A 16718-nucleotide genomic window follows, 5' to 3' on the forward strand; every position below is an offset into this window, starting at 1 on the left:
GCAGTTTTTTTGTTCCCTACCTTAAGTTTGATTAAATTTATGGGGCAATTAAATCTTAAAACTATAAGTATTTGTTATGTTAAAATAAAAACAATCAATTTTATTTATGGTTTTTCAAGAGATTTAATCGGTAACATTGTAAAGCAATAAACTACAAAAAATATATAATTATGGATCATAATAATTCTGGAGACATTGGTAAATGTCCTTTTATGCAAGGCGCACTTACAACAACCGAAAAGACAGTAACCGATTGGTGGCCTAATAGCTTAAACCTAGATATCTTGCATCAGCACGATACTAAAACAAAAATTTTAGGAGAAGATTTCAATTATCAAGAAGCCTTAAAAAGCTTAGATGTTGAAGGGCTTAAAAAAGATCTTCATGAGTTTATGACCGATAGTCAAGATTGGTGGCCAGCAGATTGGGGACATTATGGAGGCTTAATGATTAGAATGGCGTGGCATTCTGCAGGGTCTTACAGATTAGCCGACGGGCGTGGTGGCGGAGGCACAGGTAACATTCGTTTTGCACCGCTTAACTCTTGGCCAGATAACGTAAGTTTAGATAAGGCTAAACGTCTGCTTTGGCCCATTAAAAAGAAATACGGCAATAGTGTAAGTTGGGCAGATTTAATTATCCTAGCAGGAACTATTGCTTACGAGAGTATGGGCTTAAAAACCTATGGTTTTGCTTTTGGTCGTGAAGATGTTTGGCATCCAGAAAAAGATGTGTATTGGGGTGCAGAAAAAGAATGGTTAGCGCCTAGTGATGAGCGTTATACCAATGTAGAAGCTCCAAATACCATGGAAAACCCTCTAGCAGCCGTACAAATGGGGTTAATATATGTAAACCCAGAAGGTGTAAACGGTAAACAAGACCCATTAAAAACAGCAGAACAAGTTCGTGAAACATTTAAACGTATGGCCATGAACGATGAGGAAACTGTGGCCTTAACAGCCGGTGGACATACTGTAGGTAAAACACACGGTAATGGCGATGCTAGTATTTTAGGTCCGGAGCCAGAAGCTGCAGGGGTTGAAGCACAAGGTTTAGGATGGGCAAATCCAACTAAAACAGGTAAAGGCAGATATACTGTAACAAGTGGTTTAGAAGGTGCTTGGACAACGCATCCAACAAAATGGGATAATGGCTTTTTCGAAATGCTATTTAACCACGAGTGGGAATCTAGAAAAAGTCCTGCGGGAGCCGATCAATGGGAGCCTGTAAGCATTAAGGAAGAAGATAAACCGGTAGATGTTGAAGATTTAACTACAAGATTAAACCCAATGATGACCGATGCAGATATGGCCATGAAAATGGACCCAATTTACAGAGAGATTTCATTAAAGTTTATGAATGATTTTGAGTACTTTTCAGATACTTTTGCTCGTGCTTGGTTTAAATTAACACATCGCGATATGGGACCTAAAGACCGTTGGTTTGGTCCAGATGTACCTCAAGAAGAATTAATTTGGCAAGATCCAATTCCAAAAGGTAATGCCAATTATGATGTTGAGGCGGTAAAAGCTAAAATTGCAGCAGCAGATTTAAGTATTTCAGAATTAGTTACTACGGCTTGGGATAGTGCAAGAACATTTAGAGGAAGTGATTTTAGAGGTGGCGCCAATGGAGCGCGTATCCGTTTAGAGCCTCAAAAAAACTGGGAAGGTAATGAGCCAGCAAAACTACAAAAGGTATTAGCTGTTTTAGAACCTATTGCAGCAGAATTTGGAATTAGTGTTGCCGATACCATTGTACTAGCCGGTAATGTAGGTGTTGAGCGTGCCATTAGAAATGCAGGCATGAACATGACTGTGCCTTTTGCTCCAGGTAGAGGAGATGCTACGCAAGAGATGACCGATGTAGATTCTTTTGAATCTATGGAATCGTTGGTAGATGGTTACAGAAATTACCAACAAAAACAATATACGGTTAGTCCAGAAGAAATTATGTTAGATCGTACGCAACTATTAGGTTTAACGGCTGCCGAAATGACTGTTTTAGTTGGAGGTATGCGTGTTATGGGAACCAACTATGGCGGTACAAAACACGGTGTGTTTACAGAGCAAGTAGGCGCATTAACAAACGATTTCTTTGTGAACCTTACCGATATGGTTTACGAATGGAAACCATTGGATAACGGTACTTACGAAATTAAAAACCGTAATACAGGTGCTGTAAAATATACCGCAACACGACTAGATTTAGTATTTGGTTCTAATGCCATTTTACGTGCTTATGCCGAAGTATATGCGCAAGATGATAACAAAGAACGCTTTGTTAAAGATTTTGTAGCTGCTTGGACTAAAGTAATGAATGCAGATCGTTTCGATATAAAATAATAATAATTAACATAGCAGAAAAGAGGAATGGATTTAAAAATTCATTCCTTTTTTATTGAATAGAAATAAAAATAATCCCGTTTTACATTTTAATGTTATGCTTTAAAAAACGTGTAGGCGCTATAACTTAAATAACGAGTTTTACTTGTTCTCGATACAATTTTTTTAATAAAAAAATCACTCGAACTAACACAGCGTAACTAATTAACATAAAGTGAAAATCAGGTATAATACAATTAAAAACATGGAAAATATTGATAGCCTTTTTGAGAGTATAAAAAACAGACAAACCAGCGTGTTAAAGGCCTTGTTAAGTGCCAACCCTAAATTAGCCGAAGCCAAAGACGAGCGTGGGTTTACACCATTAATTCTGGCTACTTATTTTGATAACGAAGCGGCAACCAAAATATTAATAGCGCATAATGCACCCATAAATGCAAAAGATGCCTCGGGTAATACCGCTTTAATTGGGGTGAGTTTTAAAGGCAATATAGCATTTGCAAAGTATTTAATTGAGCATGGGGCAGATGTAAACGAAGTTAATATTAACGGAACCACAGCCTTGTCTTTTGCAACCCAATACAATAAAATTGAAAGCGTAAAATTACTCTTAGAACATCAGGCCGATAAAACAATTAAAGATTTTAAAGGTAAAACAGCTTTAAATTATGCACAGGAAAAAGGGTTTAGTGAGCTTGTAGAACTTTTAAAATAGGGTTTTTACAGCCTGTTGGTATAGCGGTTAAAAATGAGATGTGTTTTTTGTGAAAATTTGGGCACCCCCCAAGGGTCGGGCTTGAAGCCTGTCTTGAGCAAAGTCGAAAGGTTGCAAGTCCTCGCACTTCCTTCGTCAGGCTGTGGGCTTTTCACTGCAATCCCTAACGCGTGAAAATAGGTGAATTTAATGAGCTATAAGTAAATTGTTTATTGTTTTTTTATTTGTTTTATACGGGTGTTGGCAAACGTAACTTGGTCGTAACAGTTGTAACAAAGCTCTGTAGTTCAATAAATTGAGTTGATTTATCTTTGAAAATAATCAAGATAATACACTCCAGAATATTCATCTATTTTTTCATAAGTTTGATTATTCTCATTGAAATCATTTAGTTGAAAGTATAATTCACCATTAATAATTATTTCCAAAACATTATTTCTTACCGACCAAGTCCCATTTTCAATATCGCCTGGTACATCCTCGCAACCTTGAGTTGGCTGTCTTTGCGTAGCTGTACCATCTGAAAGTAATATGTATCTAAAAAATGATTCTGGATAATATCTAAAATAGATGGTTTGACCATCAATATTTCTTGTTATAGTTGTCCAACAACCTGTTCCATCATTTGACTCAAATCCTTGATTATGCCACCAAAACCAAGCTCCAGTTGCCCAAGATGGGTGAATATCAACATCTTCAATAGTTACAGAGAAATCATTTGTCGTAATAAAATCGCCATCATCATATTTTATTTTACCAGTGACAGTTCTGGGCAATGAATTTTCATCAGAATTAAATTTTAAATTTATCGAATTATCAGAGGCAATGTTGACTTCAACATCTACATCAGACGGAAAATCTTCTATAAAAATAAATTCACTATCCCCAGGTGTTTCAAATTCATCAGAACTGTTAGGAATTCCTTCAAAATCATACGTTATTAAGTTATAATTAGGACAACCAGAAGAAAACCAACCACAAAACCAACTTGTTGCGTTAGATACTTTATCATTAATATAGTTTTTAATATCCAGCCATTTGGACTTAATATAATTAAGTTTACTAATTAGTATAGATACAATTGCATTATTTCCATTCACATCAGTTGAAATTAGATGACGAATTTTTGTTTTTATTGAAAAAGGTTCAAAAGAATTATTATCTATTTCAAAATTATCGGAGTTTCCCTCTGAGTCATTTAGTAGATTTTCTATTGGCAAGAAACATTCGTCTAAAACCGATTCATTTATAGCGCTAACTATAGAAACAGCAGCATAAATACCTCCTGTTACACCCACAGCTGCTGCAATTGGGCCAATAGGTGTTGACCCAGACAACACAATTATTTTTACAAATGCGACAATGCCAACAGAGGTTAAAACAATTTTTGCTTTATTATCTCTTAAACAATCCCAAGCTGGATTAAAACTTGAATTTCTTTTTTCTAAATTTAAATAATCGGTCGTGAAAATTGGATTAGCATTAAAAAATCTCGCTACTTCTCTTTTCTCATCATTCGAAATTTGAGATAATTGAGTGAGATAATTATTTAAAATGAGTTGGGATGTTTCTAGTTGTGTAGTTATCTCTTCGTTATAAACGTTGCTGTTTAATAAATTGGTTATTTCATTATTAAATGAATTGAATGGTGTAATTACTTCATTGGCTATAACTTGTTCAATATTTTGAACATCGTTATTTAAAACTTGAAAATCTAAATTTCCACTTTTATTGCCAATAGTCAATTCTAATAATTGATTTCCTTGATTAATTTCTGGAATAAGAAAAACCAATTCATTATCAGATGATTTTTTCAATTCAATTTCTTGATTTCCAAACTTTCCGCTGTATGTGTCTTGACTAAGAGGAACATCTGTATTCACAATAACAAAGCCTAAAGGCATCACAGATGAATTTTCAGTTGTCAAATTGAAACTTTCTTTTATTGTTGTTTCAGGATTTTGTTCGTCCTCAGAACAACCGAATAAAAGAATTGAAATAAAAATTAAGAATATTTTTTTCATCAGATTTAGTTTTAAGATTACAAAAATGTGAATTAAATGTCGATAAGTCAATACCCATTGTCGGGTATTTATGTTTGCTAACGGTTAGTATAAGAATAGTAAGGGATTAAAAATGCACTTACTTTCGGATTTAGCGCTTAGCCAAATTTACAATTTTACCGTTATTTTTCTTTTAACTGTCAAATTGTAAATTTGGCGGACTTTGTTAATATGCACCAACTTTGGGTATGGCACTTAACCCTTATTATTTTTATACAGTGTTACCAACTGGCTTTATTCTTCATCTTCTATTCCCATCATCATTAAGTAATGTCCTTTGTTTTCTGTGTGATAGAAAATATTCTTAAACACTTCTATATATTTGACAATCGTATCATCAGGTGCTTCAATATATAAGTCATCAGGAAGAGTATGAGAACCTTCATTTGTCCAGCTTAGAAGAGAGCGACAAATGTCTTTTTCTTCTCTAGATTCAAATTTGTTAATTAGAAAATCATCCCTTTTATTACCTAAAATACTATAGAAATTTTCTAAAATTCTTCTCATAGTATTTTGAATAGTGATTCCCGAATTGTGTTCCCATTCCTTTATTTCACGCCACAATAATTCATATGAAGATTGTATTGGATTTTGCTCTCCATATGAATGAATTATAGATTGATTATTGTTTTTTCGTAAAATCCAAAAAGAAGGTTTTTGACCTCTTCGATTAAGTCCTTCATATGACACTTCTTTATGAAAATAGACGTTATGAGTTAATAAAATCAATTGTTTAATATTTCCTTCATCTATTTTTATTTTTTTTGCTATTTCTTTAACTAATGTGCTAACAATGAAAAGAACATTACTATCTAAACTAGATATTGGGTCGTCAATAACAAGTATTCGTTCATCATTTACGCTTTCTTCATTAAGTCCGCCTTTGGTTAATTGTAGGTAGTATAAAAATGTAATAAACGTAACTTCTCCTTCACTTAAAGTTTTTTCTGCAATTGTTCCATCTTCTCTTTGTATTTGGTAAAAACCATCTTCTGTTGCAGGTACAATTTTGAAATTAATAAAACCATAGTTGATTAGAAGTCTATTAATTTCGTCAATTGTAGGCTGAATACTAGTGACATTTTTACTCAAATTTTTAATTTCAGTATCTAGTGTGTTATAAGCATTTAGCTTTTCTTGAATTTGTGATTTTAATGCAGTAATTCCTGTTTCAATACCAGAGTTATCTGCATTGAATTTTGTTATTTGGGTTGTGAATTCGTTACAACAGTATTTCCATACGTGTTTTATTAATGTTTCTCGTTCGGTATTGTAATTACTTACTATAAGATTGTTTTTAGTTATTTCAGAGTTTGCATTGCCAATTAGATTTGATATAAGCTCAAATTGCTCATCTAAATTAATTAGTTCAACACTTCTACTAGGTTCTTTAACTTTATTGCTTAATAGCTCCTTGTTTGCTGTAATTTGGCTTATTAGTGTTTTTAAGTAGGCTGAGTATTTTTCTAATTCAAGCTTATTGTTTTTGTCGTTTTTTTGATTCGTTTCTAATTGATTTAGTTCATTTATCAAGTTAGAAGACAACAAAAGGTATTCTTCCCTTAAATTTTTAATAGTTTTTATATCATCTATAAATTCTCCATCAAAAAAACTATCTAATTGTTTTTTGAAATCCTCAGTTATCGTGTTTTCTTGACAAAAAGGACAAGTTTCATCTTCTTGCAAATAACTTTGACCTTGGTTAACCCAATCGTTAATGTTCAATTTCTGAATTAATTTTGCAATATTAACATCAGCTTTTCCGATAATTATTTTTTGCCAAATAATAGATTTTTCAATTTCAATAATTCTAGCAAATTGAATAGAACTTAATAATGATATATTTTCAGGTCTTTCTCCAAAAACAGTTTTAGATTTCTCTTTTAAGTAATCAAGTTGTTTTAGGTCAGAAGTATTGTTTTTAGTATCAAATAGAATTTTGGATTTGAATTTTTCTTTATTTTGAAAACCGACAAAAGCATCTTTAAAAGTGGTTTCGTATTTTTTATAAATATTAGACCAACAAAACTCTTTAAAAGCTATTAATAATTCATCTTTCTTTTTTGATATTCCTTCAAGAGTTTCTTTTTTTTTGATTCTCTCGGTTTTCAGTTCTTTTAATAGATTTCCTTTTTCTTCAATTACTTGTATTTGGTCTGCGGTTGCTTCTCCCAAAGTAAAAACACCACCAAGTTTTCCATTACCAAAATTTCTTGTTCGGAATTCTTTATTGTAGACTAAAGTCTTTATCGGTTCACTTTCCCAATCTAATGAACAATGTTCAAATTTTGTTTCTTCTATATCGTGTAAATAGTTTGAAAGTGTTGTTTTTCCACAACCATTTGCCCCATAAATAAAGTTTACTTTTTTTAGATTATCTATTGTTGTTCCATCATTATCAAATGTTGCAATTTGTTTTACGGATATAGATTTAATCATTTGAGATGCGGTTGGTTTTTAGCTTGTTGGTAACTCGTTATATAATAATATTCATTAACGATATCCCGCAAATAAACCAGAATATGCTAAGTTTTTTTTTGTTGTTATCCGGTAAATATAAATAATTTTTCTTACAAAACTCAATACAAACAAAAAACCACCTTGCTTTCGCAAAGTGGTTTTTAAATAGTCATTTTTCTTTTTCTAATTTATTTATCAATAGAACCTAAAACACGTTTCATAAAGTTATTAACGGCATCCTTTTTAGAGGTACCTTCTTTAATCATTTTATTAACTTCAATGGCGCCATACATGTTAGAGATTAGCTCTCCAATAACGTCTAATTCTTCATCTTTTAACGAAGATACTTCGGTTAAGGCTTCTAGAGTTTCAATGGTTTCAACTATATAGTCTTCATCATTGTCTTCTATAAATTGTGTTAAGTGTTTTATTACTGGTAGTTTCATTGATTAATATATTTTTTTCATTTCCGCACTTTTACTAGACTTAGTGTAAATTACGAAAACGTAAGTTGTTTTATTATGCTACTTCGTCAACTAATTCTTTTAAAACCTCTAACTTATTGGTTTGCGTTTGGTTTACAAAAGCACCACCTTTAAAGGTTGCAAAAGTTGGTAAGTTATCTACCGTAGCTAATTTTCTTGATTCTGGAAATTTTTCCGCATCAGCGATAACAAACGTAATATTTTCTAACTCGCTAGCTAATTTCTTAACTTTTGGTTTCATAATACGACAGTTACCACACCAAGTTGCAGAATATTGTACTACAACAGTATTGTTAGCAGCAATAATTTCGGCTAAATTATCTTGACTTAATTCTTGTACCATAATGTTTAAATTTATAGGAGTAAAATTCCAAATTCCAAAAGCTGTTAATCTGTAGTTTTCGGAATTTGGATTTTACTACTTGTAATTATTAATTAGTTAGAATGTGCAGCTAAATACTCTGCAGTTGCTTTTGCATTAGCGCTCATAGCGTCTTTTCCTTCTTCCCAGTTTGCAGGACAAACTTCTCCTTTTTCTTGAACGTGCGTTAAAGCATCTACTAAACGAAGGTACTCACCAACATTTCTACCTAATGGCATATTGTTAATGCTTTCGTGTTGTACAACACCGTCTTCGTCAATAATATATGTAGCTCTGTATGTTACGTTATCGCCTTCAACTTGTACAGTTCCTGTAGCTTCGTCGTAAGTTTCGTTAGTAATATCTAAAATACCTAAGATGCTAGATAAATTACGGTTGCTATCTGCAAGAATAGGGTAAGTTACACCTTCAATTCCGCCATTATCTTTAGCAGTACTTAACCATGCAAAGTGTACTTCTGGAGTATCACAAGATGCTCCTATTACGATAGTGTTTCTTTTTTCGAATTCTGCCTTAGCAGCTTCAAAAGCATGTAATTCTGTTGGACAAACAAAAGTAAAATCCTTTGGGTACCAAAACAATACAACTTTCTTTTTGTTATTTACCGCTTCTTCTAGAACGTTTACTTTAAAAGTATCGCCCATTTCGTTCATTGCGTCAACGTTTAAATCTGGAAATTTTTTTCCTACTAATGCCATTTTATTAAAATTTTATAATTACTGATTGTTTTATTCTTGTGCAAATATACACTTGAAAATGCGTTATCAGAATTAATAAAATTTTAAATTTTTATCTAGGAATAGATATAATTTATACTGAAGTTAATCTTGTATAGCTTAGGTTTATTTGCTTGTTTTTAACTGTCTAATTTTTAAGTTTAAAGCAGCAAAAAGTAGTGTTGTAAAAGGACTTAGCCAATTAAAAATAGCATACAAGAAATATTCGCCAACACCAACGCCTAAAACACCAGATTGGTATGCGCCACAGGTATTCCAAGGTATTAAAACCGATGTTACTGTACCAGAATCTTCTAAGGTTCTACTTAAGTTTTCTGGGGCTAATCCACGGTCTTCATAGGCTCTTTTAAACATTTTCCCAGGAATTACTATGGCCAAATATTGATCGGAAGCAATGGCGTTTAAACCTAAGCAACTTATTACGGTACTGGCAAATAGTCCAAAAATAGAAGTAGCCACTGAGAGTAAGGCACTTGTAATTCTGGCAAGAGCACCAATACCATCCATAATTCCACCAAAAACCATGGCGCAAAGAATTAAGTAAATGGTCCATAACATACCTTGCATGCCTCCAGCAGAAAAAAGATCGTTAAGTTTCTCGTTATCGGTAGTAATTTGAGTATCTGTAAGAATAGAAGTTATTATAGCCGAGAATTTAGAATCTCCTAATCCTTCTAGTATGTTACCTTGAAAAATAAAGGCAAATATAGCTGCCAAAATAACACCAGAACATAATGCTATTAAAGGTTTTGTTTTTAAAAGAATTAATGCAACAACTGTTATTGGAACCAAAAATAACCAAGGTGTAATAGTAAATGTAGTGTCTATAGTACTTAGTAAATTACTAATATCTGCACTACCAGTAGTTGTTATTGAGGCGCTTATAACGGCAAAAACAATAAGCGTGATAATTATGGTTGGTACCGTAGTAATGGTCATGTATTTAATATGCGTAAACAAATCGGTTCCGGCCATAGCAGGAGCAAGGTTAGTGGTGTCACTTAATGGCGACATTTTATCTCCAAAATAGGCACCCGAAATTACAGCCCCAGCTATCATGCCTGGGTTTATACCTAAAGCTGTGCCAATACCTACAAGCGCAATACCTACGGTTGCAGATGTGGTCCAGGAGCTTCCCGTTGCAATAGAAATTATGGCTGCTATAATTACAGAAGCTGGTAAAAATATTTCTGGACTTAACACTTGTAAACCATAGTAAACCATGGCAGGTATTACACCGCTAACTAACCATGTTCCTGCTAATGCACCTACTAGAAATAAAATCATGATTGGGATAAAAACACTTTTTATATTTTCCCAAATTTCGGTATACATGCGTTTTAAAGATACTTTATTAAATAGACCCACAATGGCAGCAATAGCACCACCAATTAATAAGATAAATTGATTTGAGTAATCGCCTAAAAGTGAGCCATCGGCAAAAAAGATATTATAAAACAAGAGTGCCATAAGAAGAACAACAGGAATAAGGGCTTCTATGAAATTAAGTTCTTTATTTTCTATAATAGTTTCGTGGTCTGCCTTAATTTCAGAAATGTTTTCTTGGTCTTCCATGTGATTTTTTTTGGTGTTGTAATGTTACGATTTTCTTAAATTCTTTCAAAATTATGTGACTTATTTGAAAGATTAGCGTCCTAACTGTATAATATCTAAATTATTAGACCATGACTTTGACTGCGATAATAGTATTTTTTTTAGCCGCAATATATTTTTTGATTTATCTAAAATATAGTTCAAAGGCCAATTCTATAAAACTTCTTAAAAATAAAGGTTTAACCGATAAAGAAAATATCATATCACACACCAAGTCTTGCGTTTCGGCTGTTTTACTTCCAGACGAATTGTATTTTCCTTATTAAAAGGTTATGGCCACTCTCTTGTAAAAGTGCTTTATTTAAAAACTGAAAAGTAATTAAAGTCGTATATACAATAGTTTTAATAGAGAAGTTTTTTTTAATGTATAAGCTATTATTAATTAAGTTTAGGTTAAAACTTATTGCGTAAATGGACTATAGTTATATTTGAATTCTAGTCTTCTATTCTTCTCTCAAAAAATAGTTATGAAAAAAATATTGTTATTTACCTTATTGGTTTTAACTTGGATTTCAAATAATGCTCAAGTTGGTATAAATACAGCATCCCCAAAGGCGTTGTTAGATATAACTTCAACATCAGCAGCATCACCAAATTCTAATGATGGTTTATTAGTGCCTAGAATTGATGCTTTTCCGTTGATTAATCCTGTTGCCGATCAAAATTCTATGATGGTCTATCTTAATATTGATCAAATTTCGATTAATATTAACGGAACTGCAAAAGATTACTCTTCTGGATTTTATTACTGGGATAATGCTCAAACGGATTGGATTCGCTTTCTTCAATTAACAGATTGGACTATTAATGGAAATGACAATACAGACAGCAGTTTAAATTTTTTAGGAACCACGAATAATCAAGATTTAGTTTTTAAACGAAATAATGTAGTTGCAGGTTTGTTACATACTAGCAATACCTCTTTTGGGGTTAGTAGTTTAGCTGCTAATGCATCTGGTATTAATGGCACTGCTATTGGTGTTAATGCTTTGAGTAGTAATTCTGGAGGGTCTAGCAATACGGCTATTGGTAGTAGTGCTTTAGCTGCCAACGTATCGGGCATTAGAAACACTGCTATAGGTCATAATGCCTTACTAAATAATTTAGGAGGAAGAAATACCGCCATTGGATATGGAGCAGGAGATACTAATACTAATGGAGATTTTAACACGTATATTGGTGAGAATGCAGATGCAACAAATAACAATTTACAATCTGCTATAGCAATAGGAAATGGGGCTAGAGTAGGTGCTACAGCTACTGTTTCTATTGGTAATAATGCAGAGGCTACAGAGCAAGATGCCATTTCAATAGGAAGAAATAGCGATGCCTTTGGAATAAATTCTATTTCAATAGGTCGCAGTACAGGTAGTAATGGTCTAGGTGCCGTTGCTGTTGGAGCTAATAGTGATGCTAGTTCACAATATGGTTCGGCTTACGGCTCGTTTGCGCAAGCCATCGGAACAAGATCTACGGCTTTAGGTTATAGTAGTGATGCTAACGCAACAGATGGCGTGGCAATTGGAAGTAGTAGTCAAGTTTCAGGGTTAAATGGTGTTTCAATTGGATCTTCATCTAAAACTACCGGAACAGATTCTGTTTCCATAGGAAATTCGGCATCTGTAACAGCAGGGAATTCTGTTGCCATTGGAAGTTCTACAATTGCATCGGCAGACCGCACAACTAGTGTGGGTGAACAAGCTGTAGCAAATGCGGCGAATGCCTTGGCATTTGGAAGTGGAACAGTTGCTTCGGGTGTAAGAAGTTTGTCTTTAGGTAGAATAGCGGAAGCATCTGGAGAAAACTCAAGTGCTGTAGGAGAGAATTCTATATCTAGTGGGGTGTCCAGTTCTGCATTTGGTAGTAAAGCTGAAGCTACAGCAGATTACAGTTTAGCTTTGGGGTTTTTAGCTCATGCGGCAGACGAGTCTTCAGTGGTAGTTGGTAGTTATTCAGAAGTAACAGGAGCAAGTTTAAATTCCATAATACTTGGTAATTCATCTCTTATTTCAGGAAGTTCTACAAATAGCATCGCAATAGGTAATGATATTACTATTACAGGCTCAAAAACTAATGCTACGGGTGTTGGTTACCAAGCATCGCCAACAGCGTCCAATCAAATAATGTTGGGTAATGGGGCTGTTACTGAAGTTGTAACATCGGGAGCAGTTAGAGCTAACTCTTTTATATCCAACACTACTACATATCCCGATTATGTTTTTGAGGATTATTTTAAAGGTTTCTCTGAAATTAAAGCTGATTATAAGTTTAATACTTTAGAAAAAGCAGAAACTTTTGTTAGTGAAAATGGTCATTTACCGGGTGTAAAATCATATGCGGAAGTAAAACGCAGTGGGTTTAAATTAGATATTACTGAAGCTACAATAACTAATCTAGAAAAAATTGAAGAGCAGTTTTTGTATATTATAGAGCTTAACAAGAAAATAAAATCTCAAGAGCAATTAATTAACTCTCAAAATTCAAAAATTGAATCGCTTGAAGAACGCTTAACCAGAATTGAAAAACTTCTTGAAAAATAGAGCTTTAAAAGTGTTATTTTCGTTTGCTAATAAATTATGCTTTCTGTAAATCTAGTATCCCGACATCGATCATACAAGTTCGCATCATTTTATAAGTGCGCTTAATATCAGCATCTAACCCAATAGAAAACCGAATTAAACCATCGCTTAGTCCCATTTCTTTTTGTTCGTCTTCAGGGATTTCTGATGATGTAGAACTTCCCGGAGCGCTAAACAATGTTTTATAAAAGCCAAGGCTAACTGCAAGGTATCCTAAATTTCTATGCTGCATTAATTCCATTAATTCATTTGCTTTTTCTAAAGAGCCAACATCAATAGTTAACATACCGCCAAACCCATAGGCTTCATTCATCATACTTTTAAATAATTCATAAGAAGGATGCGATTTTAATCCAGGGTAAACCGTTTTTAAACCATCTGCTTCAAACTTTTCAGCTAAAAACAGACCATTTTTACTGTGTTGTTGCATTCTAATGTGTAACGTTCTTAAGTTTTTCAAAATAGACGCAGCTCTTAAACTATCCATCGTAGAGCCAAGTAGCATGGATGCACCATCGTTTACATTTCGTAATTCATTTATAAATTCTTGAGTACCACAAACAACACCGCCAACAGTATCGCTAGATCCATTAATAAACTTAGTTAAACTATGTATTACAACATCAGCTCCCAAAGTAGCTGGTGATATGGATAATGGTGAAAATGTATTATCGACTACTAATTTTAAGTTGTGTTTTTTAGCAATTTCGGATAAACCTTTAACATCTGCAACCTCAAGAAGCGGGTTACTTACAGATTCACAATATAAAACTTTTGTATTTTTGGTAATAGCGGCTTCAACGCTTTCAAGTTTCGTTATATCTACAAAAGTCGTTTTAATATTAAATCGTGGGGTGAAATTTTTAAAAAACGCATAGGTTCCTCCATAAATGGTTCTGCTAGAAATAACATGATCTTCTGCACCACATAATTGAAGGATAGTGGCCGTTATTGCTCCCATGCCAGAAGCAGATACATTAGCGGTTTCTGTGCCTTCCATAGCAGCCAATGCTTCGCCTAAATATAAATTTGAAGGTGTTGAATGACGCGAATAGAGGTAGCAACCATCAGCATTACCTTCAAAAGTATCAAACATGGTTTTTGCCGAAAGAAAGGTATATGTAGAAGAGTCTGAAATGGAAGGATTAACACCTCCAAATTCGCCAAAATACTGTAAATCTTGAATGTTGTTTGCTGGTTTAAATGCCATAGTTTATAGTTTTTTAATACGTTTATCGTATAGAAGTTTAAAATTAATTAAATTAAAAATCGTTATATTTAGAATAAAATACAATAGAATGATGTATAATTAGAATATAAAACTATAATATGTTGCTTTTAAAGATTTTAAAACTTGTTTAAACGTGTTAGCAAGCGTTTTAACGAAATATTTTCAAGTATGATTTTTGATGCTACCGATAAAAAATTATTAGAATATATCCAACAGGATAGTAAGCAGACTAACAAGGAGCTTTCCAATAAATTAGGGCTTTCTGTTACTGCCGTATACGAACGGATAAAAAAACTAGAGAAGGAAGGTTATATTAATGGTTACATAGCTATTGTAAATAAAAAAAAGGTAGAAAGAGATTTTGTGGTATTTTGTCATGTGAAGCTATTGCAACATACCCAAGAATTTGTAAAGCGTTTTGAGAAAGAGGTAACCTCTATTAACGAGGTGTTAGAATGCTATCATTTAAGTGGTGATTACGATTATTTACTTAAAATTATCGTAAAAGATATGGCAGAGTATAGGGAGTTCATGGTAAATAAACTTACTAATATTAACCATATTGGGAGTACACATAGTATGTTTGTAATCTCGGAAGTTAAATATACTAATGCCATTAATTTTTAAATGAAATCTGTTACCTATAAAATTATTGAGTTTGTAATTATTTTTTTAATAATCCCAATAAGCTTTGCGGTGCCTTATTCTCCTTGGTTAAAATTAAGTTTTGGGCTGTTAGGTTTTCTTTATGTTATTTATATATTGCTAAGAGTAGAGCAGTTAAAATTTAAAGTATCTAAAACCATAAAATGGAAACCCTTCTGGAAAATAACAGGTATTAAACTTGTGCTAATTGCTTTTTTAACGACCATATTTGTTTGGATTACGGATAGTGAGTCTTTATTTACTGTTTTATTAAACAAACCTTTAAAATGGCTTATGCTGCTTTTTATTTATAGTTTCTTTTCAGTATATCCACAAGAGCTATTGTATAGAACATTCTTTTTTAAGCGGTATCAAAGTTTGTTTAAAAACAAATCTCTTTTCTTATTACTAAATGCTGTTTTATTTGCCTTAGCTCATCTGTTTTTTGGGAGTATATTAGTGCTAGTACTAACTTTTATTGGGGGCTTATTATTTGCTTATACTTTTAAAAAAACACAATCTACACTTTTAGTCTCTATAGAACATGCTATTTATGGTTGTTGGTTATTTACAGTGGGTATGGGAAGTATGCTTGGTTTTCCAACATAATCGTTTTATAATTAAATAGAAAAATGATTAATAGCTTATAGTTAAATCTTTTTATTACTTTTATGGAGCTATTAACAACCTTAACTAACAAAACATGAAAAAATTAGGACCAGTCATTTTCGGATTTATTATTGGAGCAATTTTAACTTATTATTTTTGTCCGAGACCTCTTGGAGATAAGCCAACTATGGGATCGGAATATGTAGTGCCAAAAGACACTATTTCGGTAAAGGAAGCCAAATTATTTAGTGCTAATTGGGAAAAAAATAACGAAACAGAAATAGATTCTACTATTGAAGTGGAAGGCCCAAGAAAGAAAATGCGCTCGGTATGGTGGTCATTAAAAGAAGTAAACCAATATTTAGCTTATGCTAAAGCACAATCGGACACCTTAGGATTTAAAATGACAGGTGTGCGAATCTATCTAGGGAACTATGGGGATCGAAAAAAAGGATCTAAAAAGAACAGAAACACTATGTTTATTGTGCCTACAGGCCCTAAATCGACATCTAAAGCTAGTAGTGTAAATATGTTTTTTCCACCAAGTGATCCAGACATTCCTGTACCGCCTTTAAACGATGGTGGTGGAGGTGATAGTGGTTACCCGAATTAGGCGTTTTTTTGGAAGAATTTTTATACCAACACAGATGGATAATAACAAGAGCCGTAGAAATTATTGCGGCTCTTACTGGTATTGTGTTTTTTAAGAAATATAAATCTACTAACGCGAAGTATTTTATATATTTTCTGATTTATCTTTCCATTTGTGATTTTATTAACACCTATACTTTATTTACTGGAAAAGGGGAGTTTTTTCATTTTTTAAAGGGGACATCATTACAATATAATTATT

At 33.0% G+C, this 16718-nt stretch carries 13 protein-coding genes; 6 read left to right on the plus strand and 7 right to left on the minus strand.

The features are described 5' to 3' along the window. Positions 1-170 precede the first annotated feature (170 nt). Together katG and AAFN75_RS14230 are read left to right on the plus strand one after the other, a co-directional pair. A complete protein-coding gene (gene katG, locus AAFN75_RS14225) occupies positions 171-2345 on the plus strand; it encodes a catalase/peroxidase HPI (protein ID WP_411806958.1) in 2175 nt (724 codons plus the stop codon). A 244-nt stretch (positions 2346-2589) separates the two neighbouring features. Next, the gene (locus AAFN75_RS14230; RefSeq protein ID WP_144117347.1) at positions 2590-3060 is read left to right on the plus strand and encodes an ankyrin repeat domain-containing protein; all 471 of its coding nucleotides are present in this window, start codon (positions 2590-2592) and stop codon (positions 3058-3060) included. A gap of 305 nt (positions 3061-3365) precedes the next feature. Here the strand turns inward: AAFN75_RS14230 and AAFN75_RS14235 are convergent, their stop codons facing one another. From AAFN75_RS14235 to nhaC, 6 genes are all read right to left on the minus strand, one after another. Continuing rightward, a complete protein-coding gene (locus AAFN75_RS14235; RefSeq protein ID WP_411806959.1) occupies positions 3366-5084 on the minus strand; it encodes a hypothetical protein in 1719 nt (572 codons plus the stop codon). Between the two features lie 273 nt (positions 5085-5357). Further along, positions 5358-7562: an AAA family ATPase gene (locus AAFN75_RS14240; RefSeq protein WP_411806960.1), complete on the minus strand. Its 2205-nt coding sequence runs from the start codon at positions 7560-7562 to the stop codon at positions 5358-5360. Between the two features lie 209 nt (positions 7563-7771). Beyond that, positions 7772-8029: a DUF6952 family protein gene (locus AAFN75_RS14245; protein WP_092853337.1), complete on the minus strand. Its 258-nt coding sequence runs from the start codon at positions 8027-8029 to the stop codon at positions 7772-7774. A gap of 73 nt (positions 8030-8102) precedes the next feature. Next, complete coding sequence (locus tag AAFN75_RS14250; protein WP_411806961.1) at positions 8103-8411, minus strand: thioredoxin family protein; 309 nt, start codon at positions 8409-8411, stop codon at positions 8103-8105. Between the two features lie 92 nt (positions 8412-8503). Beyond that, positions 8504-9148: a peroxiredoxin gene (locus AAFN75_RS14255; RefSeq protein ID WP_144116091.1), complete on the minus strand. Its 645-nt coding sequence runs from the start codon at positions 9146-9148 to the stop codon at positions 8504-8506. Positions 9149-9292: 144 nt separating this feature from the next. After that, positions 9293-10762: a Na+/H+ antiporter NhaC gene (nhaC, locus tag AAFN75_RS14260; protein ID WP_411806962.1), complete on the minus strand. Its 1470-nt coding sequence runs from the start codon at positions 10760-10762 to the stop codon at positions 9293-9295. Between the two features lie 506 nt (positions 10763-11268). Between nhaC and AAFN75_RS14265 the strand changes: the two genes are divergently transcribed. Beyond that, complete coding sequence (locus AAFN75_RS14265; protein WP_411806963.1) at positions 11269-13341, plus strand: hypothetical protein; 2073 nt, start codon at positions 11269-11271, stop codon at positions 13339-13341. A gap of 34 nt (positions 13342-13375) precedes the next feature. On the opposite strand, the gene AAFN75_RS14270 is transcribed toward AAFN75_RS14265, so the two are convergent. Continuing rightward, a complete protein-coding gene (locus AAFN75_RS14270) occupies positions 13376-14590 on the minus strand; it encodes an aminotransferase class I/II-fold pyridoxal phosphate-dependent enzyme (RefSeq protein ID WP_411806964.1) in 1215 nt (404 codons plus the stop codon). Between the two features lie 189 nt (positions 14591-14779). Here AAFN75_RS14270 and AAFN75_RS14275 point away from each other — a divergent pair, with 189 nt between their 5' ends. The 3 genes from AAFN75_RS14275 to AAFN75_RS14285 all read left to right on the plus strand — a co-directional run bounded on the left by AAFN75_RS14275 (position 14780) and on the right by AAFN75_RS14285 (position 16478). Further along, positions 14780-15238, plus strand: a complete 459-nt coding sequence (locus AAFN75_RS14275) for an Lrp/AsnC family transcriptional regulator (protein ID WP_411809286.1) — start codon at positions 14780-14782, stop codon at positions 15236-15238. After that, on the plus strand, positions 15239-15865 hold the full coding sequence (locus AAFN75_RS14280) for a CPBP family intramembrane glutamic endopeptidase (protein WP_411806965.1): 627 nt from the start codon (positions 15239-15241) through the stop codon (positions 15863-15865). It begins immediately after the preceding gene. Positions 15866-15959: 94 nt separating this feature from the next. Then, positions 15960-16478: a hypothetical protein gene (locus AAFN75_RS14285; RefSeq protein WP_411806966.1), complete on the plus strand. Its 519-nt coding sequence runs from the start codon at positions 15960-15962 to the stop codon at positions 16476-16478. The last annotated feature ends 240 nt before the right edge of the window (positions 16479-16718 follow it).

Source organism: Algibacter sp. AS12, assembly GCF_046736315.1.
GTDB lineage: Bacteria > Bacteroidota > Bacteroidia > Flavobacteriales > Flavobacteriaceae > Algibacter_B > Algibacter_B amylolyticus.